Raw genomic sequence first — 21,005 nt, 5'->3', positions numbered from 1 at the left:
GCCCGCGCGTCTGCTGATGGGCCCCGGCCCCATCTCGGCGTACCCGAGCGTCCTGCGCGCGATGGGCGCCCCGCTCGTCGGGCAGTACGACCCGTTCATGACCGCGACGATGAACGAGACGCAAGAGCTGTACCGGCAGGTCTGGGGCACTGAGAACGACGCGACCCTGCTCATCGACGGCACGAGCCGCGCCGGCATCGAGGCGGCGATGGTGTCTCTCATCCGCCCCGGCGACCGCGTGCTCGTCCCGGTCTTCGGCCGCTTCGGCCACCTGCTCAAGGAGATCGCCGAGCGCGCGCTCGCCGAGGTCCACACGATCGAGGTGCCGTGGGGAGGGGTGTTCCCGGTCTCGACGATCCGCGAGGCGATCGAGCGGGTGAAGCCGCACGTCGTCGCGTGCGTGCAGGGCGACACGTCGACCACGATGCTCCAGCCGCTCGACGAGATCGGCGAGATCTGCCGCGCCCACGGCGCCCTGTTCTACACCGACGCGACGGCGTCTCTGGGCGGGAACCCGTTCGAGATGGATGCCTGGGGCCTGGATGCCGCGACCGCGGGCCTGCAGAAGTGCCTCGGTGGACCCTCCGGCTCGGCGCCGATCAGCCTGTCCGAGCGCGCGGTCGAGGTCGTGCGGTCGCGCGCCCGGGTCGAGGCGGGGATCCGGGAGGAGGGGGATGCCGAGGCATCCGACTTCATCCGCTCGAACTACTTCGACCTCGCGATGATCCTGGATTACTGGGGTCCGCGGCGCCTCAACCACCACACCGAGGCGACCACGATGCTCTACGGCGCGCGGGAGTGCGCGCGCGTGCTGCTGCTCGAAGGCCGCGACGAAGTGATCGCGCGGCACCAGCTGCACGGCGACGCCATGCTCGCCGGCGTCGAGGGCCTGGGGCTCACCGTCTTCGGCGACGTCGCCCACAAGATGACGAACGTCGTCGCGGTCGAGATCCCCGAGGGCGTCGTCGGCGACGCCGTGCGCGCCGAGCTGCTGAACGACTTCGGGATCGAGATCGGCACGTCGTTCGGCCCGCTGCACGGGCGCGTCTGGCGCATCGGCACGATGGGCTACAACGCCCGGAAGGATGCCGTGCTCACGACGCTCGCCGCGCTCGAGACGGTGCTCCGCCGTCACGGCGCGGCGGTCGCCGCGGGCGGTGGCGTCGAGGCCGCGCAGGGCGTATACGGGGCCGCCGTCACGGCCGGGGCCGCCGGATGAGGACGCGCCTGCAGGTCGCGCCCGAGCGCATCGCGTCGGCCGCGCGCCGCGTGATGGGCCGCTGCGAGGAGCTCGCGCGCGTCAGCTCGATGACCGGCGGGATCGAGCGCGTCTACCTCTCGCCCGAGCACGCCCGCGTCAACCGTCTCGCCGCGGAGTGGATGCGCGAGCTCGGCATGACCACGCGCCAAGACGCGGCAGGCAACCAGGTCGGTCGCCTGGCCCCCGCCGGCGCCCGCGACGCCCCGGCCCTGTTGATGGGTTCGCACCTCGACACGGTCCCGGATGCCGGGCGCTTCGACGGCATCGTGGGTGTGCTGATGGCGCTCGAGGTGGTGCGGCTGGTCCGTCGCGTGGACGACGAGGGGGTGGCATCCAGTCCGTTCCCGTTCGCGCTCGAGGTGATCGCGTTCTCGGACGAGGAGGGCACGCGCTTCGGCAAGGCGCTCCTCGGGTCGTCGGCCGTGGCCGGGCAGTGGGATCCGTCCTGGTGGGATCTGACGGATGCCGACGGCTCGACGCTGCGGCAGGCGTTCCGCGAGTTCGGCCTCGACCCGGGCCGCGTCGGCGAGGCCGCGCGCAGATCTGCGGAGCTGGTCGGGTACCTGGAGGCGCACATCGAGCAGGGTCCCGAGCTCGACCGCGCGGGGCTGCCGCTCGCGGCGGTGTCGTCGATCGCGTCAGCGCGGCGGTTCCAGCTCGTCGTCGAGGGCGAGGCTCGGCACGCCGGCGGCACACCCTACGACATGCGCCGCGACGCGCTGCTCGGCGCGAGCGAGGCGGCGCTCGCGGTGGAGCGCATCTGCCGCGCCGAGCACCACATCGTCGGCACGGTCGGGCAGCTCGAAGCGTTCCCGGGGGCGGTGAACGTCGTGCCCGGCGAGGCGGTGTTCTCGCTCGACCTGCGCGGCGAGTTCGACGAGACCCGCGACCACACGTGGTCCGAGATCTCCGCGGAATTGGATGCCATCATGGGCCGCCGCGGCCTGCGCTGGCGGTCACGCGAGGTGCATTCCGCACCGGCGGTGTTCTGCGAGCCGCTGTTGCAGGACGTCGTGCGGGCCGGGATCGGCGGTGAGGCCCCGACCTTGTTCAGTCGCGCCGGTCACGACGCGATGGCGATCGGGGCCATCACCGGGGTGGGGATGCTGTTCCTCCGCAACCCCGATGGAATCAGTCACCACCCCGACGAGGCCGTCTCCGCCGCCGACGTCGCGGCGGGGATCCGGGCACTCGCCGAGGCGGTGCTGGGGCTGGGGGCGGAGCGGGGTTAGCAGGCCGTGGCCCGAAGGTACTGGGCCCAGTTGTTGCCGCCGACGGAGTCCCAGAGGCTGCCGCTGCTGACCTTGGTGACGTTGGTGTCGAGGATGGCGTTGTTGTACCAGAGAGTCGTCCCGTCGAGGAAGTAGCCCCATCCGGCGAGTGGGGTGGCGGAGGTGGGAACGTTGGAGAAGGTGCCGGATGAACCGCGATTGTCCTTGTGGGTCCAGGTAGATCCCTTGAGGTACTGGACCCAGTCGAGGCCGCCGGTGGAGTTCCAGAGGCTGCCGCTGCTGACCTTGGTGACGTTGGTGTCGAGGATGGCGTTGTTGTACCAGAGAGTCGTCCCGTCGAGGAAGTAGCCCCATCCGGCGAGTGGGGTGGCGGAGGTGGGAACGTTGGAGAAGGTGCCGGATGAACCGCGATTGTCCTTGTGGGTCCAGGTAGATCCCTTGAGGTACTGGACCCAGTCGAGGCCGCCGGTGGAGTTCCAGAGGCTGCCGCTGCTGACCTTGGTGACGTTGGTGTCGAGGATGGCGTTGTTGTACCAGAGAGTCGTCCCGTCGAGGAAGTAGCCCCATCCGGCGAGTGGGGTGGCGGAGGTGGGAACGTTGGAGAAGGTGCCGGATGAACCGCGATTGTCCTTGTGGGTCCAGGTAGATCCCTTGAGGTACTGGACCCAGTCGAGGCCGCCGGTGGAGTTCCAGAGGCTGCCGCTGCTGACCTTGGTGACGTTGGTGTCGAGGATGGCGTTGTTGTACCAGAGAGTCGTCCCGTCGAGGAAGTAGCCCCATCCGGCGAGTGGGGTGGCGGAGGTGGGAACGTTGGAGAAGGTTCCCGAGCTCGTCCGGCTGTCCCTCGCTATCCACGTCGATGAACTGGATGCCGAGGTCACACTCGCCGTCGCGGTGGTAGTCGGGAGTACCGAGGCCGAGAGCGTCGCGCTGCCTCCTACCGCCGGCACGTTGATCGCTGGCAGGTTCGCGCGCCCGTCCGTCCCTGTGACCTGGGTGGTCGTCGTCGCACCGCCGCTGAACGTGTACCCATCGCTCAGCGTCACGGTGACGCTCTGGCCGGCGGTCGGAACACCGCCCACCGTGACGGTCACGTACGCACCGGTGATCGTTCCGCACGCGGTGCCGTTATACGTCGCCTTGTCGAACGCGAGCGCCGTCACGCCCGAGGCGGATGCAATCGGCGCGATGGACGCCGCGGCGATCACCGGCACCGACCACGCGGCGCCGGTGAGGATCGTGCGGCGGGACGGGGCGGACGCGCGGGGCGACGAAGTTGCTGAAGTTTCGGGATCGTGAGACATAAGGGAATGCCTTTCGGGTTCGGGTATCCGCAGCATCCCGACGGCCCCGTGTCCCGGCCAAGCGCGGGTTGTCCGCGGCCGCGAGGGTGACGACAAAACTGTGCCGTCCCGGGCCGACCGAGCGCACAAGCGATTCACCGGGTGAATCCGCAGCCGTCCCGCCGACAGGGCGGGTGGTCAGCGCCGACGCTGGGAGTACGTCTCGTCCAGATCGGAGCACCATGGCGCGCAGCCTGCGGGTCGAAGGGTCCGCTGTCATCGACTGGTTCGCCGAGCGCTCCCTCGCCGCGGCCCCCGATCCGCGCGTGCCGACCATCCTGATCGCCGACGAAGCGGAGGTCGCGGCCCTCACCATCCGGCGTGTGTGGCACACGGGTGCGACGATCCAGCCGCTCGACGAGTCGGGCCCAGGCTCGATTCTCGTCCTCCAAGCCGAGGGTTCGACGACCCTCCGCATGACCGACACGAACGCCGAACTCGAAGCGGGCGACGCCCTCCTCTATCCCCACGCCGCATTGTCCAGCGCGACCACGAGCCACCCCACGGCCCGCATCGAGATCCTCTCCGTCCACAGCCTCCTCGGCCACCCCGCCCCACTCCCCGGCGCCGATGACAGCCCGGCCTGGCGGGCCTTGGCATCCACCGTCAACGCGATTCTGAACGGCGATCACCGCCTGGGCGTCGCCGCGGAGTCGGCGCTCGGACACGCGATCGAGAGCCTGTGCGCCGCGCTCATCGCCGGACGTCCCGGAGCTGATGCCGATGCCTCGGGGTTCCGTTCGGCGCAGGCCACCTTCGCCGCCGCGACGCGCGTCCTCACCGAGCGGGCCGCCGATCCCGACTTCACGGTCGAGGAGCTCGCCCGCACACTCGACGTCTCGCGGCAGTACCTGGCGCGCGTCTTCGCGCGGCACGGCAGCACGCCGCGCTCGGCGCTGCGCGCACGCCGCCTCGAACTCGCCGACGCCCTCGCCGCCACGGGGCTCTCGTCCACCGAAATCGCGCGACGGTCGGGCTTCCCGTCGGCCCGCGCTCTGTCGCACGCCCGTCGCGACCGGGACACCCGGGATGGGCGGTGAATCGGAGGGGAATTGGCATCCGAATCGAAGCGGAACCAAGAGTAACGTTGCCGTTAATCTAGGTTAGAGCTTCTAACATGGACTAACGACGCGATTGGTCTAGGTTATGACCCCGGAAAGCCCACCCAACGAACCGGAACTCGGTGAGGTTGTAGCGGCGTGGCCGCCCCACGGTTCGCGAGTCGTGCCCTGGAAGCAAGAACGCCGCGGAGGCAGTAAGCAGGATCGGATGCTGCGCGCGGTCGAGACGCGCATTCCCCCCTTCATTGCTGACGTGGACGTTCGCATCCCCACCGACCTGATCGGCGCGAACGAAGCCGCGCTTCTCGCGCTGGGCGCGATGGACGCGGAGGCAACGGGTCAGTCGGTCGCGCTGGCGCGCTTCCTCATTCGCACGGAGTCAGTCGCATCCTCGAAGATCGAGCGAGTCTCGGCGTCCGTTGAGGATTTCGCGCGGGCTCTCGCGGGCAACAAGTCGAACACGTCCGCGATGAGCATGGTCGCCGCCACGACGACCCTCGGGACAATGGTCGAGGCGGCAGGGCGCGCGGGGCAGATCGCTGTCGAGGACATCCTTCGAGCCCACCGTGACCTCATGCGGGACGATCTCATCGAAGGTCCCTACGCCGGACGGTTGCGGGACAGCCAGAACTGGATCGGCGGAAGCGACTACAGCCCGACCGGTGCACTGTACGTTCCTCCGCCCGCGGAGATGGTCGGGGAGCTCCTCGACGATCTCGTGCGATTCGCCAACCGAGACGACATCCCGACTCTCGCGCAGGCGGCACTCGCGCACGCGCAGTTCGAGTCGATCCACCCGTTCGGCGATGGCAACGGTCGTATCGGGCGTGCACTCATCGGCGCGATCCTGCGGCGGCGGGATGTGACTCGAAACACCGTCGTTCCGGTGGCGAGCGGGCTACTCGCGCGGCGGGAGGACTACTTCGACGCGCTCACCGACTATCGCGACGGCGGGACGTCGCCCCTGCTCGAACTGATCCTGCGCGCGTCGACGGTGGCGGCGGAAGCCGGGCGCGAGTCGATCCGGCGCATTTCGGCGTTTCCCGATGAGTGGGCGGAACGGGTGGAGGCGCGTCGCGGCTCAGCTGCGGCTGCCTTGATCCCCGCGTTCTTCGACAACCCGGTGATGGGGGTCGACGACGTGGAGGCTGTCGCGGGAGTGAGAGGGCAGGCGACCTATACCGCCCTTGCACGGCTCGAAGAGGCCGGAGTCGTCCAGGAGATCACGGGCCGCAAGCGCGACAAGGTGTGGGCGGCGAGCGACCTCCTCGCGGAGCTGACCGTGCTCGACTCGCGGATCGCTGCGGGGATGCGGCGGCACTGAAGGGTCGCAGCAGTGATCCGTGTGGTCCGGCGGCTGACGCCCGGCGAACTGCGGGTGAAATCGTCGGCCCGACGGGCTAGACCCCTCTTGACGCGAGGCAATCCCGGGGTAGATTCTCGAAGGGAGAGCCCAGAAGACGCGGACGGTGCTGAAGCACCTCAAGCGGCTCGGATGGATCCGGTTTCGCGGCGGGCAGGGGAGTCACGAACTCTAGGGCCTCCCGACGGATCTCAAAGAGCATCGATTCCAGTCGGGCACCGAGAGGTGTCGGTGGGGGTGTTGCGACAGATCGAAAGAGCCGGGGTCACGCTTCCCCCGACCTGGAAGTGAGAGGAAACCGATGAGTATCCAGACCTTCGACGTGACTGTCGAGCGCGAAGGACGGTGGTGGGTGTTCGACATCCCCCGGCTCGGCACAGGTGGACAAGCGCGCTCGCTCGAGGAAGTCGACCGTGAAGCGCAGGGTGTCGCCGCGATGTGGCTCGACGTCGACCCCGCCGAGGTCGCCGTCCGTCTCGAAGTCAGCGGGGCGGAGCAGCTGCTCGCCGAGTGGGTCGCCGCCGAGCATGACGAAGCGGAAGCGCGCCGCGCGCAGGCACGTGCAGCCGAACGTCGTCGCGCCGTCGTCACGGCCCTCCGTACCCACTACACCGCTCCCGACGTCGGACGAGTGCTCGGGATCAGCAAGCAGCGGGTGTACCAGATCGAGAAGGCGAAGGCGTCCTAGCCGGTGGCCACCGAAAGCCAACTGGCCCGCGACGTCCCGGCTCGCGGCCAGGAGAATCGACGCATGACCGATGCCCCTGGCACCCTGCACCTGCTCGCCTTCGCCGCGGAACCGGGCGGCGGCAACCCGGCCGGAGTGGTCCTGGATGCCGCGGCCCTCGACGACGCAGGCATGCTGCGGATCGCGGCTGACCTGGGGTATCCCGAGACGGCGTTCGTCACGGCCCGCGACGGGGACCGGCTGCGGGTGCGCTACTTCTCGCCCGAGGCCGAGGTGCCGTTCTGCGGTCACGCGACGATCGCCACGGCGGTCGCTCTGGCCGAGGCCGAGGGGCCGGGGGAGTTCGTGTTCCAGACGACCGCGGGCGACGTGCACGTCTCGACGCGGGACGACGATGGCCGGATCGCGGCGGGCTTCACGAGCGTCGAACCCGTGCTCCGCGACTTCCACGACCCCGTACCGCTGCTCGGGCTGCTCGGATTGAACGCCGACGACCTCGACCCGCGGATGCCACTCGCCGAGGCCTTCGCGGGGAATTGGCATCCGGTGGTCGCCGTCCGCACGCTCGAGCGGTTCGACGCATTCGGGTACGAGGCGGACGCGCTGCGGGTGCTGATGGACGAGCGCGGCTGGACGGGCACCGTCACGGTGGTGCACGCAGCCGGCGAAGTCGCCGACGGTGCGGTGATCGAGGCGCGCAACCTGTTCCCGGTCGGCGACATCACCGAAGACCCGGCCACGGGCTCGGCCGCCGCCGCGCTCGGCGCGTACCTGCGCGACCGCCTCGGGATGCCGGCCCCGTTCCACGTCACAGTGCATCAGGGGAGGCACATCGGTCGCCCGAGCATCCTCAAGGTGGACGCGCCGTCGGTCGGTGGCATCCAGGTGTCCGGGACGGCCGTGCCGCTGGAGGGCTGAGCCGGTCGCGTACCTACTGATGGCTCCGCGTCATGAAATCGGCGAACAGCGGGACAGTGAAGGCTGTGTCGCCGTGCGCGGGGTTGAAGATCATTCCTTTCGTGAGGAGGCCGGAACGTTGCAACGCAACGCTCTTTACCTTCACGTCTAGCTGCGCTGCAATGTCGCCGGATCGATAGGCCTGGGTCCGAGGCTTGCCATCGCTGCGAGGTGCTCCTTCTCCTTGGGTATGAGCCTGTCGAAACAGGCAAGGAAGAGGTTCCGGTCGAGATAGTCGATGACGGTACCCTGAGCGCCGATGACGCCGTCAATCTCGATGACCTGTTCTGTACTGAGATTCCACAGGTGATATCCCCATTCCTGTAGAAAACACGGATACCCGTGGTTGAGCCCAATGATCGCGGTGATCTTCTCCTGGGTGCAGCTGACGCCGTTTCGCTCTGCCGGCGGCGCTAGCGCGTCACTTTCGTCGGCGCTGTGAGTGCGCCGATAGCCGGGAACTCGAACAGATGCTCTGCGTATGACTTGGCGCCCCGGCCAGGTCAGGCGGCTAGGGGAGTCCTGCCCCGACGAGGACCACAGGGAGATTGATCAGGAGCTTCACCGAACTTATCTCTCGGGAGCCTAAGGTCGGCCGAGACCTCGCTCGGCGTGCACCTCTGCCGATCTCGCCGATGGAGGCGGAGCCTAGCGGGGCGCCGACGCGGGCCCGGCGCTACCGGGCGCTGCGAGTCGAGCGCCGGGATCTGGCACGCCCGCGGCCTCCGCGATGTCGAAGACGAGGCGCAGGCTGCGGGCGTTGTCGGCAATCGTGGGCAGGCGCCGACATTCCTCTCCCTCCATTGCGCACACGAAGGCCCGCCAGGCAGCCAGGAGATCCTCGTCGTCCATCACGGGTGACGGCGGGACGATCCGCAGCGGATGCCTGTTCGCCTGGATGCGTAGGCTCAGATCCCGTACAGAGATCTCTCCCTCGTCGCCCTCGAACACCCAGTCACCGTCCCACGTCGTCGGGCGCTGACGGGCCGCCCAAGTGGCGCGGTACGAGACCTCGGCACCCTCGGCGAGCACCAGCTGGGCATCGACGTCAGTCATTCCCCACACATGTGCATCGTGGGGGCGGCCGACCTGGGCCTTGAGCGCACAAGCCTCCTGCCCTGTGAGGAAACGCAAGAGATCCAGATGGTGGATCGACATGTCTGCGAGGAGCGGGTGTGCGAGCACCGCGCGCTCACCGTCGGTCAGCTCCGGCTGTGCGAATTCAATGCTGACGCGGCGCAGTCGGCCAATGGTGGGCAGGTGGTCCAAGACGGTGCGGGCCCATGCGCGCATGCGATAGTTCTGGTCGACCCGAACCGTGGCGGCGGCCCGGTCACCGATCGCGATCATGTCCTGCAGTTCTGAAGGCGTCCCGACGAGAGGTTTCTCACACAAGACGGGCAGGTCGCGCTCCACCGCGAGCCGTACCGCCTCAAGGTGCTCCCCCGGAGGGAGCGTCACGATGACGGCATCGAGGCCGTGATCGCGGAGGAGGCTGCGATAGTCGCCGTAGACGCGTAGAAGGGGATTGCGCGAGCTGACGTCTGCTTGTCTGCTTCGAGCAGCAACGGCGACGACCTCGACGCCAGGCTCTTGCGCAAGGACGCGCATCCACGTCTGACCCCACCGACCCATTCCCAGGATTCCGACCCCTCGCATCCGGTACTCCTCTTCTGCGTGCGTGCGTGCGTGCGTGCGTGTGGGCGGCGGAGATCATCCGCCGCCCACACTCGGTGGATCAGCCGGCGTAGCCGGTCGGCGGTGTCAGCACTCCGCGCTCGATCAGCGTCTTGATGTTCTGCGCACGAGTCGCGTCCTCACGCGCCAGCCAGTTCTCCTCGGGCGGAGCGTCGAGGTACTGGTTCTTCGGGTAGATCGGGGTGTCGTAGATCGCCCGGTATTGCTCAGTCCGGAGATCCTTGAACTGGTTGTAGAGGCCATTTGCGACCCGCGCGCGACGCAGCGCCTCGATGTCGATCGTCGTGCACACGAAGGAATCACCCGTCGTCCATCCCCGCTGCTGAGTGAGGATCTGCCCGCGCGGGCCGACGATCATCGACTGTCCACCGAACAGGTCCTGTACTCCCCCGTCCTCTCGGTACTCGGGTCCCAGGTTCGGCGCGACGACGTACGCGGAGTTGAACATTGCGTGGGCACGGTTTTGCAGCTCCCACATCCCGTTCTGTACGGCGGGCTCGATCAGCGTCGGCCGGATGATGATCTCGGCGCCGTTCATCGCGAGACCGCGAACGACCTCGGGGTAGACGCCCTCGTGACAGATTGCGATGCCGATGTTTCCGATCTCGGTGCGGGCGACCGGGAAGATCGCGTCCATGACGTTCCCGTTGCCCTTCTTCTCAATGAACTCATCCCACACGTCGTGCGGGTTCATGTTGCCGAGCATGCCGCCCTCGTAGGCGTCACTCGTCGCCTTGTACCGCTTGTAGACGATCTCGCCGTTGGGATCGATGATGAACGCCACGTTGAAGTGGCGGTCGGGGAAGTCGTCGTCCTTCACCATGTAGAGCTCGGCGGCGATGAACGAGTTGAGCTGCCGGGCCTTCTTGGCGAGTTCGTCGGTCTCGGGACCGGGGATGGTCACCGCGAAGTGAGCTTCCCTCTCCCGGTTGCCCGGCGTGTTGGCGATCATGCCCTGGATGGCCATCTCGGGCAGGACGACGAGCTTGACGGGCGCTCCCTCCCATGCCCCGACCATGACGGCCGTGTCGATGAACTCGTTGATTCGCTTGACGTTCTCGACACCATCGCCGGGATTCTTCACGGTGAAGGTCCGGGGCGACACTGCCACAACGGCGAACGGGTCAATCATGTGTTTCTCCCTTGTGTACCGGAGCGCCGGTCTGCGGGCGGCGTAGTCCGGGTGTGTACGTACGGGCGGCGGAGACGGCCGGCCCACTTCCGTGAGAGTGACGGCTCCACTGCCATCGCTAAGTTAGCGCTCACTCAGCGTATTGCAGCACTTGGCGAAGTGCAATACTCCGCATTAAGCACCTGTTCAGAGGTGTTTTTCTCAAGACATGACCGGGCGACAGCGTTGGTTCATGAGATAGCGCTATTTGAGCGCCACGAACGGCTTGCTCTCCGAGCGCGCGAGGACCGTCAGCGGCGGAAGCGAGGTGGCGCGGTCGTGTCGCGCACGACGAGCGTCGGCTGAATCAGCGGGATGTCGCCATGCGCCTCATCGCGCATCATCTCAAGCAGACGGGTCACGGCGATGTGTCCGATCGCTTCGAAATCGAGAGTGACCGTCGTAAGCGCGGGTCGGAAGTAGGCCGACTCCTTGACGTCATCGAACCCGACGACGCTGACGTCTTCGGGCACGCGAAGACCCCGGTGCTCGAACGCCTTGATGAGCCCGAGCGCGAAAGGGTCGTTTGCGGCGAAGACGGCAGTCACGTCGTCGCGGTCGGCGAGGAGCAGTCCCGCACGGTACCCCTCTTCTGCTGACCAGCTCTCAGCGCGGAATGAAGGCGGGGCAACCTTCCCGCGGGCCGAGAGCTCTTCCGTCCACCCGCGTGACCGCGCATCGGATGCCATCCACCCCGCCGGCCCCATCACGTGGAAGACCGACTCGTGGCCGAGATCGAGCAGATGACCCACGGCGAGGCGCGCCCCGCGAACCTCGTCGATCGAGATGCTGGTCGCGCTCTCCGGGGCACCCTGCTCGAACGTGATGATCGGCGTCTCGGTGTCGAGCGCGTGAACCACGGAGAGAGCATCGTAGAGAGGGGCGAGCACGATGATGCCGTCCACGGCATCCGGTCCGATGGTGTCGAGCGCGCCCTGGATCGTCGCCCGGTCGAGCGAGCCGAGCGTCACGAGCCGCGTCGAGTATCCGTGCTTGCGAGCCTCCTCCGAGATACCGTACAGCGCCACGGATGGTCCGAGCACCGACAGCTCATAGCTCACAACGCCGAGCGTCATCGTGCGACTGCTCGCCAGCGCGGAGGCCGCCGGGTTGCGTCGGTATCGCAGCTGGGCGATCGCGGTCTCGACGCGCTCACGGATCTCGGGGGCGACATTGGTCGCGCCGTTGACGACACGGGATACCGTCTGCTGCGAGACGCCGGCGAGCCGGGCGACATCGATCATGCGCGCGCCGCGACCTCGCGAAGCAAGTCGTTCTCGGGTGTTCTGCCGCCTCGGGGGAACCGGGGCTGCAGTCGCGGACATGACCTCATTATGCAGCGCACCGGCTCCCCCGACGGGCAGCCCGGACGGAGGTTCGGGCTTCAGCGCCGGTAGCGCAGCACCTCGGGGTGACGATCGTAGGGCCACTCCGCTCCCTCGACCATGTACTTCCGCGTCGTGTACGACCCGTCCATCGTGCTCTTCAGCGTCGGCGGACCGTCGAAGCCGACGACAGCCCAACCGATGCGATGCGCATTGCCCCCGTATACGGGGTCGGCATAGAACCCCTGCCTGGTGTTGAGCACGAGGAGCGGGAAGAACTCGAGGAGATCCTCGTTCACCGGCTGGTTGCCCGCCGGTGCCCCGCCCTTCCCCTCATTCGCATCGCTCGAGACGGAGTACCGAGCAGGGCGGGGGGCTCCGGCGAGTTCTTCGAGAACGGCGTCCTGCTCGTCCTCGGAGAGCCCGACGAAGTCGCGGTTCGCCTTGGCCCGCGCCAGGGCGTCGAGCCGCTCGATGCCCTCACGGTAGAACGCCCGCCGGGTGTCGATCCGCTCTCGCCAGGCCTGCTCCTCGAGCCCCTCCATCCGGAGAAAGCCCACGCCGTCCGCGGCCGCGAACACGAACTGCGTGCCCGCCAGCATCCGATCGATGAATCGCACCACCTTGGCCTCGCGAGCACCGGGATGGTGATCGGTGGGGATGATCCGCGCCGTGGCGGCCTCGATCGTGTCCCACTCGTGCGGGGTGAAGAAAATCGGTCCCTCGACGTCATCCGTCGCGATGGGCACCGTCACCCAGTCCGCCTGTCCCATGTCTTCTCTCCTTCTGTCGATTCCGCGCCTCAGCGCTTCTTCCAGTCGTGGCGATCCACCTGCAGGATCCGGTCCGCGCACCGCCATGCGTTCGCCATGATCGTCAGCGCGGGGTTGATGCCCGTCGCCGTGGGGAAGAAGCTCGCGTCGAACACATAGAGGTTTGGCACCTCGTGGGAGCGGCACCAGCGATCGACGACGGATGCCGCCGGGTCGTCGCCCATGCGCGCCGTGCCGAGTTCGTGCGAGGTGTTCCCCGTGATCCGCTCCATGTTGACGGGGATCACCTTGGAGGCGCCGGCGGCCTCGAGGATCTCTCCGTTCTTCGCGACCTGCCAGCGCTCGTGCGCGAAGTCGTTCGCGTGCGGTGTGTGGGTGATGCGGGCGACCGGCAGACCCCAGGCATCCTTCACGTTCGGGTCGAGGTCGACCCGGTTGCTCTCGACAGGCATGTCGTGCAGAAGCATGCCGATCTTCATGCTGTGGTTGAAGAAGTCGCGGTCGGCATCCTTCGCGGCGGGGCCCCAGCTGGGCCGCCCCGGGAAGCTCCAGTTGACCGGGTGCCCGATCATCGAGGGGAAGATGAGCGAACCGAGGATGTGGCCGCGGCTCTCATCAGTCTCGTAGAAGTCGAACGAGCACAGGCTCATGTAGTGTCCAGCCCAGCCGTAGAGCGGGTCGTGGATCTCCTTGTCGAACAGGCCCACCGAGAACGAGTACTGGTGGAACGTGGCGTTCTTGCCCACCATCCCGCTGCCGTTCCCGAGTCCGTCCGGGAAGAGCGCCGAGGTCGACATCAGCAACAGCCTCGGAGTCTCGATGCCACCGCCACACACGATGACCGCCTCGGCGTGCTGCACGAACTCGTCGCCGTCCTCGTCCTGGTAGCGCACACCGGTGGCACGGCCGTCGCGCCCCACGAGGATCTCACTCACGTAGCAGTCTGAGCGCAGGTCGTAGCGTCCCGTGGCGATGGCGTCGGGAATGAAGGAGATGAGGGTCGAGGACTTCCCTGTGCCCGGGTCGGGATACTGCTGCCAGAATCCGTTCTCGCTGAAGGGCTCGCGGCCGCGATACGGCTCGGTCACCATGCCCTGCGGCATCGGGAACGTGCTGTGCCCCATCTTCGCCATCGCGGTCGCAAAGGTGCGGCCGATCTGGCTCAGTGGTGACGGCTTCGTCGGGTATCCCCGACTCCGCCATGCCTCCCACTTGTTCGCCCCGGCGAGACCCGAGGTACCGAACTCCCACTCCACACGCGTGTAGTACGGCTCGAGCTCGTCGTACGTGATCGGCCAGTCCACGAGGCTCGCACCTGGCACGTCGCCGTGCAAAGACCGGAGCTTGAAGTCGCTCTCAGCCATTCGCGGCACCATGCCGCCCCAATGGGTGGTTCCGCCTCCGACCACCTGCGGCGTCGCCGAGAAGTTGGTGATGACCGCTTCTTCCTGATCGTTCGGGCGATAGGTGCGGGGTTTGAGCTTCGGGTCCTGCCAGATGAAGTTGCGGTTGAGGTACTTCAGCTCGTCACCCGACGCGTGCTCGGGCTTGAGCCACGGACCACGCTCCAGCCCCACGACTTTCAGGCCCGCCTCACTGAGCACCTTCGCGGCGGTGGCACCGCCGGCGCCGGCGCCCACGATCACGACGTCGACGGGTTCGGGGTTACGTTTGGTCGTCATTGTCCATCTTTCTCTCGTGGCCTGCGTCACCGCCTCAGCGGCCGACCAGTGCGCTTTCTCCGTCGACGCCGTCACGACCGGCGGCGACAAGGGGCCGTAGGGCATCCCACAGGGCGTCGGGAATCGACACCTCGAGCAGCGCCACTGTCTCCTCCACCCGCTCGGGGCGAGACATCCCGACGATCGTCGATGTGACGCGCGGGTCATGCACGGAGAACTGCAGCGCTGCCGCCGCGAGCGGCACACCGTGCGCGTCGCACAGACGCTCCATCTCGAGGACGCGCGCGAGCGTCGCGTCGGAGACCGGCTGGTAGCAGTAGCGCGGAACCTCGCGCGGCCCCCGCGAGAGCATCCCGCCGCCGAAGGGCGCGGCGTTGACGACCGCGACGCCGCGCCGCGCGGCGTCCTCGAGGAGCGGTTCCGCTGACTGGTCGACGAGGGAGAAGCGGTTGTGGGTGATGACGACCTCGAAGGCGTCGGTCGCGAGGTACTGGAGTTCGAGGTCGATCGGGCCGCCTGCGACCCCGAGGTGCCCGATCACGCCCTGGTCACGCAGCTCGATGAGCGCCTCGAGCGGGCCGCCGGGGGCGACTCCCTCCTCGAAGGAGATCTTCTCCGGGTCGTGCAGGTAGACGAGCGGGAGCGTGTCCTGTCCGAGCCTCTCGAGACTCTCCTCGACCGACCGCCTCACACGGTCGCCCGAGAAGTCCGAGCTCCCACGGATCGGGTCGACCTTCGTGGCGACGACCACGCCGGCGGGGATGCCTCCGCGCTCGGCCAGCGCCCGCCCGATCCTCAGCTCGCTGTTTCCGCCGCCGTATTCGTTGGAGGTGTCGATGAAGGTGAACGGACCATCGAGCACGCGCCGGATCGTCGCCACGGCGGTCTCGTCGTCCACGTCGTACCCGTACTGCTCGGGGAAACCCCCGAGGGCGCTCGTGCCCACGCAGATTTCGGACACACGCAGGCCGGTTCGGCCGAGAGGTCGGACAGTCATGGATTTCTCCTTTGTTCGTCGGTCTGTTCGATGACCGTGAGGGGATGGTGGCGTGCACTGCCGCGCACGATGAGCTCCGGAAGCACCGGGCCCGCCGGGCCGGGTCTTCCGCCCGCAATGAGCTCGAAGATGTGGTGCGCGGCGCGACGACCGGCCTCCGCGAAGTCGAAGCGCACGGTGGTCAGCGGGGGCCGGAAGTACTCCGACCCCGGGATGTCGTCGAAGCCCACGACCGAGACGTCGTCGGGCACCTTCCGACCTGCGTCGTTGAGCGTCTTGATGGCCCCGAGCGCCATCTGGTCGTTGGCGGCGAAGACCGCGCTCACCTCGGTGCGCGTCGCCAGCTGCGCCGCGCACGCGGCACCGCCCGCAGCGGTCCAGTCGCCCTCGACGATCGCCGGCGGGTGGATGCCGCGGGCCTCGAGAGCGCGACGCCATCCCGCCACGCGCGCCGAGGTGCCGAGCCACCCCGCCGGCCCGCTGATGTGATGCACCGTCGGATGACCGAGGTCCAGGAGGTGCGTCGTCGCCAGTTCCGCCCCCTGCACTTCGTCAGTCACGACCCGCTGCTCATGGGCGTGCGCGCCGGGATAGAAGAGGACGAGCGGCACGTGGACCTCGACACCCGCCATAGCGGTCAACGCGGCATCCACCGGTGCGAGCACGATGATGCCATCGACGCTGTCGTCGACCAGATGCCCGACGGCGGCCGCCATACTGTCGACATCCACGTCGAGCAGGCTCGTCAGGCTCGTCGAATATCCGGCTTCCTGTGCCTCGCGGGCGATCCCCGCCAGCGCCTCCGACGGGCCGTACTGCGCCAGGCCGAAGCTCACCACCCCGATGCTGAAGGTGCGGTTGGTTGCGAGGGCGCGAGCGGCCGGATGCCGGCGATACCGTAGCTGCGCCACCGCTCGTTCGACGCGGTCGCGGATGTCGGGGCTCACTCCCCCCGAGCCGTTTACTACTCGGGAGACGCTCTGGTGCGAGACGCCGGCGAGGCGGGCGACGTCGATCATGCGAGGTCCGCGGCTTTCGCGAGTTGTCGGAGACATGGGGGTACCTCCCTTCCGGGCTAGCTGCGAAAAATGAGTCGTGGGGGCGGCAGGCGCTCAGGTGGCGCTTGCCTGCGCGCGCCCGAATCGCTTGGCGAAGAACCCCGAGATCCGTTGGACCCCTCCGGCGCTGGAGAGGAAGACGGCGATGATGATCACTGCCCCTTTGATCACAAGCTGCGGTTCGGAAGAGATTCCGACCAGGTTCATGATGTTGATGATCGTCGTGAGAACGAACACACCGATCACGGCGCTGATCGGGTCGCCCTTGCCACCCATCAGCGATGCACCGCCCACGACGACGGCGGCAATCGCATCAAGCTCGTAGCCGACTCCAATCAACGAACTGCCTTGCCTCAGCTGTGCGGCGGCGATGAGGCCGGCGAGCCCGGCGAGCACGCCCGACATCGTGTACGTGATCAAGAGGTTGCGCGCCACCGGCAGTCCGGACAGACGGGCGGCCTCCGGGTTACCACCGATCGCGTACAGCGACCGGCCGAAGGTTGTGAACTTGGCGAGGACCGCGCCGGCGATCGTCACGGCGATGAAGATCCAGACGGGATTGCGCACGCCGAGGAAGGAACCTCGCGAGAACGCCTCGATGAATCCCTCGTCAAGGATCTGGATGAGGCTCGTCGATTGAATGATGTAGCTAAGTCCCTTGACCGCGCTCATCATCGCGAGCGTTGCGATGAACGGCGGAATGCGCAGGAACACCACCAGGATGCCGTTGACGAGGCCAGCAAGTCCGCAGCAGAACAGGGTGACCACGACGGAAAGCCCCGCAGACATGCCGGTCTGCAGCGTCAAGGCGACAACGACGGTCGACATCGCGAGGATGGAGCCAACCGAGAGATCGATGCCGCCGGTGAGAATCACGAAGAACTGTCCGACAGCGAGTACTGCGACGATTGACGCGGCCGCAATGACGTTCTCCGCGTTGCGGATGGAGAGGAAGCCCGGTGAGACGGCGTAGCCGATGGCGATGATCGCCAGGAGCACGAGCAGGAGGTAACTCTTCGGCAGCGCCTTCTTGCCGAAGGAGCGCAGGCCTGCCGCCGGGCCTCCGGCCCCGGCATTCGGCGCCGATCGACGCTGTGTTCCGTCAAGTGTGTTGCGCGACATTGATCTTCCTTTGGGAGGTTTGGGGGTGTTCAGGCGAAGTGCGAGAGGATCGCGCGCCCTTGGGGGTCGATGTCCTCGTGCTCCAGCTCGGCGACTACTCGACCGCGCGCCATGACGAGTACGCGGTCGCACATCATTGCTTCGCTGATCTCGGACGTGGAGATGACGACTGTGCCGCCGCCTGCGGCGAAATCGCGAAGGAGCTCGTACATGTCTTCTTTCGCGCCGACATCAACGCCGCGTGTGGGCTCGTCGCAGACGAGGATGCGACAGTTGCGTACGAGCCACCGGGCGAGGATCGCCTTTTGCTGCGTGCCGCCGCTGAGCGTGGCCAAGGGTTGGTGCACGCTGGAGACCTTCATCCCTAGCCGCTCGACCATCGCGGTTGCGGTTGCGTTCTCACGCTTGCCGTTGATGAACGAGAACCGGCTGAATTGGGGCAGGCTTGCGAGCGTGACGTTACCGGCGACGCCCATGTCGGGGATGAATCCCGCGCTCTTGCGGTCCTGAGGCAGCAGCCCCACCCCGCGACGGATCGCATCACGCGGGGCGGCGAAGTCGGCACGCTTGCCGTCGATCGTGAGCCGGCCGCTCTCTCGCTCGCGTGCACCGGCGAGCAGTCCCGCGAGCTCGGACTGTCCGCTGCCGATCAGTCCGACGATGCCTAGCACCTCTCCCTCGCGGAGCTCGAATGTGACGTCCTTCACACGCTCTCCCTCGGACAGGCCGGACGCGGACAGGATGGCTCGTTCGCGGGCGCCGGATCCCATCCGGGGAGCGCGTTCGCCGCGCAGCGCCGCATCCGCCATCGACCCCTCGAGGTTCTTGCCCACCATCGCGCTAACGACGTCGGTAGGTGCCGAGTCGGCCGTTCGCAGGTCGGCGGCGTTGACGCCGTCACGCAAGACAGTGACGGCATCGCACAGCGAGTAGAGCTCGTCCATGCGGTGGGAGATGTAGAGCAGGGTGACGTTCTGCTCGGAGAGGGAGCGAAGCACCGTGAAGAGCCGCTCGACGTCGGGAAGGGGCAGCGTCGAGGTCGGCTCGTCGAGAAGGAGCACGCGTGCATCCTTGTCGAGGGCCTTAGCGAGCTCGACGGCCTGCTGCTGAGCGGTCGAGTAACTCGCAACGGGGAGGGTCACGTCGAGATCGAATCCCACGCGGTCGAGCGCCGCTCGCGCACCCATCTTCATGCGCGCCCAGTCGACCGCGCCACGCTTGCGGGGCAGCCGACCCAGGTAGATGTTCTCTGCGACGGAGAGGGAGGGCACGAGCGAGAGCTCCTGATAAATGGTGTGGATGCCGGCGCGCTGGGCATCCATGGGTTCCCGGAACCTCTGAAGCTGTCCGCCGAGGCGTATGGTCCCGGCGTTGGGCTCCTCGGCGCCCGAGAGGATCTTCACCAGGGTCGACTTTCCCGCGCCGTTCTGCCCCGCAAGAGCGTGGATGCTGCCACGCGCGACGGCGAAACTGACGCCCTTCAGCGCCTGGACGCCCGGATAGCTCCTGGTGATCCCCGAGAGTTCAAGCTCCACGGGGGACTGTCCGTGCGCGGCGCCCTCCTTGAGGGCCTCGGTCGGTGCATTCATGATGTGTTCCTTCGGATCGCGACGACTCGCCCCTCCGCGGGGCAGGGATGCCCGACCGCGCTGACGACGCGGCCGGGCGCCCAGTGCTAGTCCTGCGCCCTGACGTACGTGTCTTCGGCCACGTAGTAGTCGGCGGCGTTCTCAGGGGTGACGACGGTGGTATCGATGAAGAGGGTCTGGTCAGGGCATGCCGACTGCTCGTCGTTGTAAGCAGCGAGCGCCATCTTCACGGCCGCGACGCCCTGGTCCCAGGGCTGGTTGGAGGCCGTCGCCTGCAGCGGGCCGGCGGGGTTGTCCATCATTTCCTTGACGGAGACCATGCCGCCGTCGTAGCTGGACAGGATGACTCCGTCCCCCCAGAGGCCCGCCTGCTGAAGACCCGAGACGACGCCACCGTTCATGACGTCACTCATGCTGTAAACGATCTTCAGGTCGGGATTGGCGGTCGCCACATCCCGGATGGGGGCGAGTGCCTTGTCGGGCTTCCACTCGCCGTACTTCGTCTCGAGCTTGACGGTCTCGACGCTGGGATGTTCTGCCATAACGGACTCCCAACCCTGCATGAAACCGTTGAAGCGCAGGTCGGTGAGCACGTCGCCAGGGAATCCGCCGATGCCCACGACCTTCATTTCGCCGGATTCGCCGAACTTCTCGATCGCCTTGTTCGCGGCGACCTCTCCGGCGAGCGACCCGGTGTGCTCCTGGTCTTCTGCCACGTAGCAGAACATGTTGGGGATGAGCGACGCGTCGAGGTTCGAGTTGACGGTGACGAGGGGGATTCCCGCGTCGGCGAGAGCCTGCACCGAAGGCGCAACGCCGATCGGGTCGTTCGGGTTCATGATGACGACGTCGACGCCCTTCGTTATCAGGGTCTGGACGTCGGCGTTCTGACGGACGGTGTCTCCGTTCGCGTCGAGCAGTTCGATGCGGGCGCCGATTGCATCCGCTTCTGCCTGGCCTCCTTCAACCAGCGTCTTCCACCAGTCGCTGCCGCTGATTCCGCGCTGACTCCAGCCGATGACCAGGCCTTCGCCGGTCGCTTTCGCTTCGGCATCCCCGCCGTTGCCCGCACCGGTCTGACACCCCGCCACGAGGACGGCGGTCGCGGCGAGCACGCCGAATACGAGTCCTTTTCGAGCGGATCGGATTCTGCTGTTGTTCTTCATTCGACACTCCTTTGTGCGATGACCCGCGTGACCATCGGGATGATCGGTCACCAGTGACCTCGGGCCGCGCCTTCGCGTAGTGTGATGTTAGCGCACTATCGTCGGGGCGCAATAGGTTCGTGCGAGGTGTCCCGGCGGTGGAATTCGGCCTTAGGGCTCCTCCGCGTTCTATAAATACCTGATCAAGTCCCTATCAGATTCCAGGCGAAGGGGATGCGTACTAGCGAGCCGGGAAACCAAACGCCGAAAGAGCGAGCGGTCGATACATGCCGGAGTTACCGTTCATCTGAACCCGGCTGTCAGCGAGCCATAGCGCACGGCGTATACGACCGCCTCGGGATGCCGGCCCCGTTCCACGTCACGGTGCACCAGGGGAGGCACATCGCTCGCCCGAGCATCCTCGAGGTGGACGCGCCGTCGGTCGGTGGCATCCGGGTGTCCGGGACGGCGGTGCCGCTGGAGGGGTGAACCTTCGGGGCTCGATCCGTGCAGTGGGGCGCGCATTTCCCGCCCCGATGC

General features: G+C 67.3%; 19 protein-coding genes. 7 read left to right on the top strand and 12 right to left on the bottom strand.

Translation table 11 applies throughout. From position 1 onward, the window contains the following. Positions 1-1,219: pyridoxal-phosphate-dependent aminotransferase family protein (locus FE256_RS13305; protein WP_252371022.1), on the top strand; the 1,219-nt coding region annotated here is incomplete at its 5' end. Beyond that, complete coding sequence (locus tag FE256_RS13300; protein ID WP_138176390.1) at positions 1,216-2,493, top strand: allantoate amidohydrolase; 1,278 nt, start codon at positions 1,216-1,218, stop codon at positions 2,491-2,493. The genes FE256_RS13305 and FE256_RS13300, both read left to right, overlap by 4 nt. Here the strand turns inward: FE256_RS13300 and FE256_RS13295 are convergent. Then, a complete protein-coding gene (locus FE256_RS13295; protein ID WP_138176388.1) occupies positions 2,490-3,797 on the bottom strand; it encodes a hypothetical protein in 1,308 nt (435 codons plus the stop codon). The genes FE256_RS13300 and FE256_RS13295 overlap by 4 nt on opposite strands. Before the next feature lie 221 nt (positions 3,798-4,018). On the opposite strand from FE256_RS13295, the gene FE256_RS13290 reads away from it, so the two are divergent. From FE256_RS13290 to FE256_RS13270, 4 genes are all read left to right on the top strand, one after another. Continuing rightward, positions 4,019-4,876, top strand: coding sequence for a helix-turn-helix transcriptional regulator (locus FE256_RS13290; RefSeq protein WP_138176386.1), 858 nt, complete (start codon positions 4,019-4,021; stop codon positions 4,874-4,876). Between the two features lie 274 nt (positions 4,877-5,150). Next, positions 5,151-6,221 carry a Fic family protein gene (locus FE256_RS13285; protein WP_252371021.1) on the top strand — a complete coding sequence of 357 codons (1,071 nt, stop codon included), beginning with the start codon at positions 5,151-5,153 and terminating at the stop codon, positions 6,219-6,221. 340 nt (positions 6,222-6,561) lie between these two features. Further along, a complete protein-coding gene (locus FE256_RS13275; RefSeq protein WP_138176382.1) occupies positions 6,562-6,948 on the top strand; it encodes an antitoxin HicB in 387 nt (128 codons plus the stop codon). A 63-nt stretch (positions 6,949-7,011) separates the two neighbouring features. Then, entirely contained in the window at positions 7,012-7,866 is an 855-nt protein-coding gene (locus tag FE256_RS13270) for a PhzF family phenazine biosynthesis protein (protein ID WP_138176380.1), read from the top strand. 13 nt (positions 7,867-7,879) lie between these two features. Here the strand turns inward: FE256_RS13270 and FE256_RS18680 are convergent, their stop codons facing one another. From FE256_RS18680 to FE256_RS13220, 11 genes are all read right to left on the bottom strand, one after another. Beyond that, positions 7,880-8,113, bottom strand: coding sequence for a DUF8462 domain-containing protein (locus tag FE256_RS18680; RefSeq protein WP_490528955.1), 234 nt, complete (start codon positions 8,111-8,113; stop codon positions 7,880-7,882). Between the two features lie 440 nt (positions 8,114-8,553). Continuing rightward, positions 8,554-9,564 carry a Gfo/Idh/MocA family protein gene (locus tag FE256_RS13265; protein WP_138176378.1) on the bottom strand — a complete coding sequence of 337 codons (1,011 nt, stop codon included), beginning with the start codon at positions 9,562-9,564 and terminating at the stop codon, positions 8,554-8,556. Positions 9,565-9,643: 79 nt separating this feature from the next. Then, the gene (locus FE256_RS13260; protein ID WP_138176376.1) at positions 9,644-10,735 is read right to left on the bottom strand and encodes a nitrilase-related carbon-nitrogen hydrolase; all 1,092 of its coding nucleotides are present in this window, start codon (positions 10,733-10,735) and stop codon (positions 9,644-9,646) included. Positions 10,736-11,025: 290 nt separating this feature from the next. Beyond that, a complete protein-coding gene (locus FE256_RS13255) occupies positions 11,026-12,018 on the bottom strand; it encodes a LacI family DNA-binding transcriptional regulator (RefSeq protein WP_138176374.1) in 993 nt (330 codons plus the stop codon). A gap of 140 nt (positions 12,019-12,158) precedes the next feature. Next, complete coding sequence (locus FE256_RS13250) at positions 12,159-12,872, bottom strand: gluconate 2-dehydrogenase subunit 3 family protein (RefSeq protein ID WP_138176372.1); 714 nt, start codon at positions 12,870-12,872, stop codon at positions 12,159-12,161. 29 nt (positions 12,873-12,901) lie between these two features. Next, a complete protein-coding gene (locus FE256_RS13245) occupies positions 12,902-14,554 on the bottom strand; it encodes a GMC family oxidoreductase (RefSeq protein WP_138176370.1) in 1,653 nt (550 codons plus the stop codon). A 34-nt stretch (positions 14,555-14,588) separates the two neighbouring features. Then, on the bottom strand, positions 14,589-15,551 hold the full coding sequence (locus FE256_RS13240) for an aldo/keto reductase (RefSeq protein WP_138176368.1): 963 nt from the start codon (positions 15,549-15,551) through the stop codon (positions 14,589-14,591). Then, positions 15,548-16,570 carry a LacI family DNA-binding transcriptional regulator gene (locus FE256_RS13235; RefSeq protein WP_138176366.1) on the bottom strand — a complete coding sequence of 341 codons (1,023 nt, stop codon included), beginning with the start codon at positions 16,568-16,570 and terminating at the stop codon, positions 15,548-15,550. Before FE256_RS13235 ends, FE256_RS13240 begins: the two co-directional genes overlap by 4 nt. Before the next feature lie 93 nt (positions 16,571-16,663). After that, the gene (locus tag FE256_RS13230) at positions 16,664-17,731 is read right to left on the bottom strand and encodes an ABC transporter permease (protein WP_138176364.1); all 1,068 of its coding nucleotides are present in this window, start codon (positions 17,729-17,731) and stop codon (positions 16,664-16,666) included. Positions 17,732-17,760: 29 nt separating this feature from the next. Further along, positions 17,761-19,320 carry a sugar ABC transporter ATP-binding protein gene (locus FE256_RS13225; RefSeq protein WP_138176362.1) on the bottom strand — a complete coding sequence of 520 codons (1,560 nt, stop codon included), beginning with the start codon at positions 19,318-19,320 and terminating at the stop codon, positions 17,761-17,763. Positions 19,321-19,406: 86 nt separating this feature from the next. Continuing rightward, the gene (locus tag FE256_RS13220) at positions 19,407-20,486 is read right to left on the bottom strand and encodes a sugar ABC transporter substrate-binding protein (protein ID WP_138176360.1); all 1,080 of its coding nucleotides are present in this window, start codon (positions 20,484-20,486) and stop codon (positions 19,407-19,409) included. Between the two features lie 339 nt (positions 20,487-20,825). Here FE256_RS13220 and FE256_RS18580 point away from each other — a divergent pair, with 339 nt between their 5' ends. Further along, positions 20,826-20,954, top strand: a complete 129-nt coding sequence (locus FE256_RS18580; RefSeq protein WP_289508588.1) for a hypothetical protein — start codon at positions 20,826-20,828, stop codon at positions 20,952-20,954. The last annotated feature ends 51 nt before the right edge of the window (positions 20,955-21,005 follow it).

Source organism: Microbacterium sp. 5K110 (assembly GCF_005774735.1).
Taxonomy (GTDB): domain Bacteria; phylum Actinomycetota; class Actinomycetes; order Actinomycetales; family Microbacteriaceae; genus Microbacterium.
The sequence above is the reverse complement of the archived record's forward strand: the minus strand, read 5'-3'. Positions and strand labels throughout refer to the sequence as shown.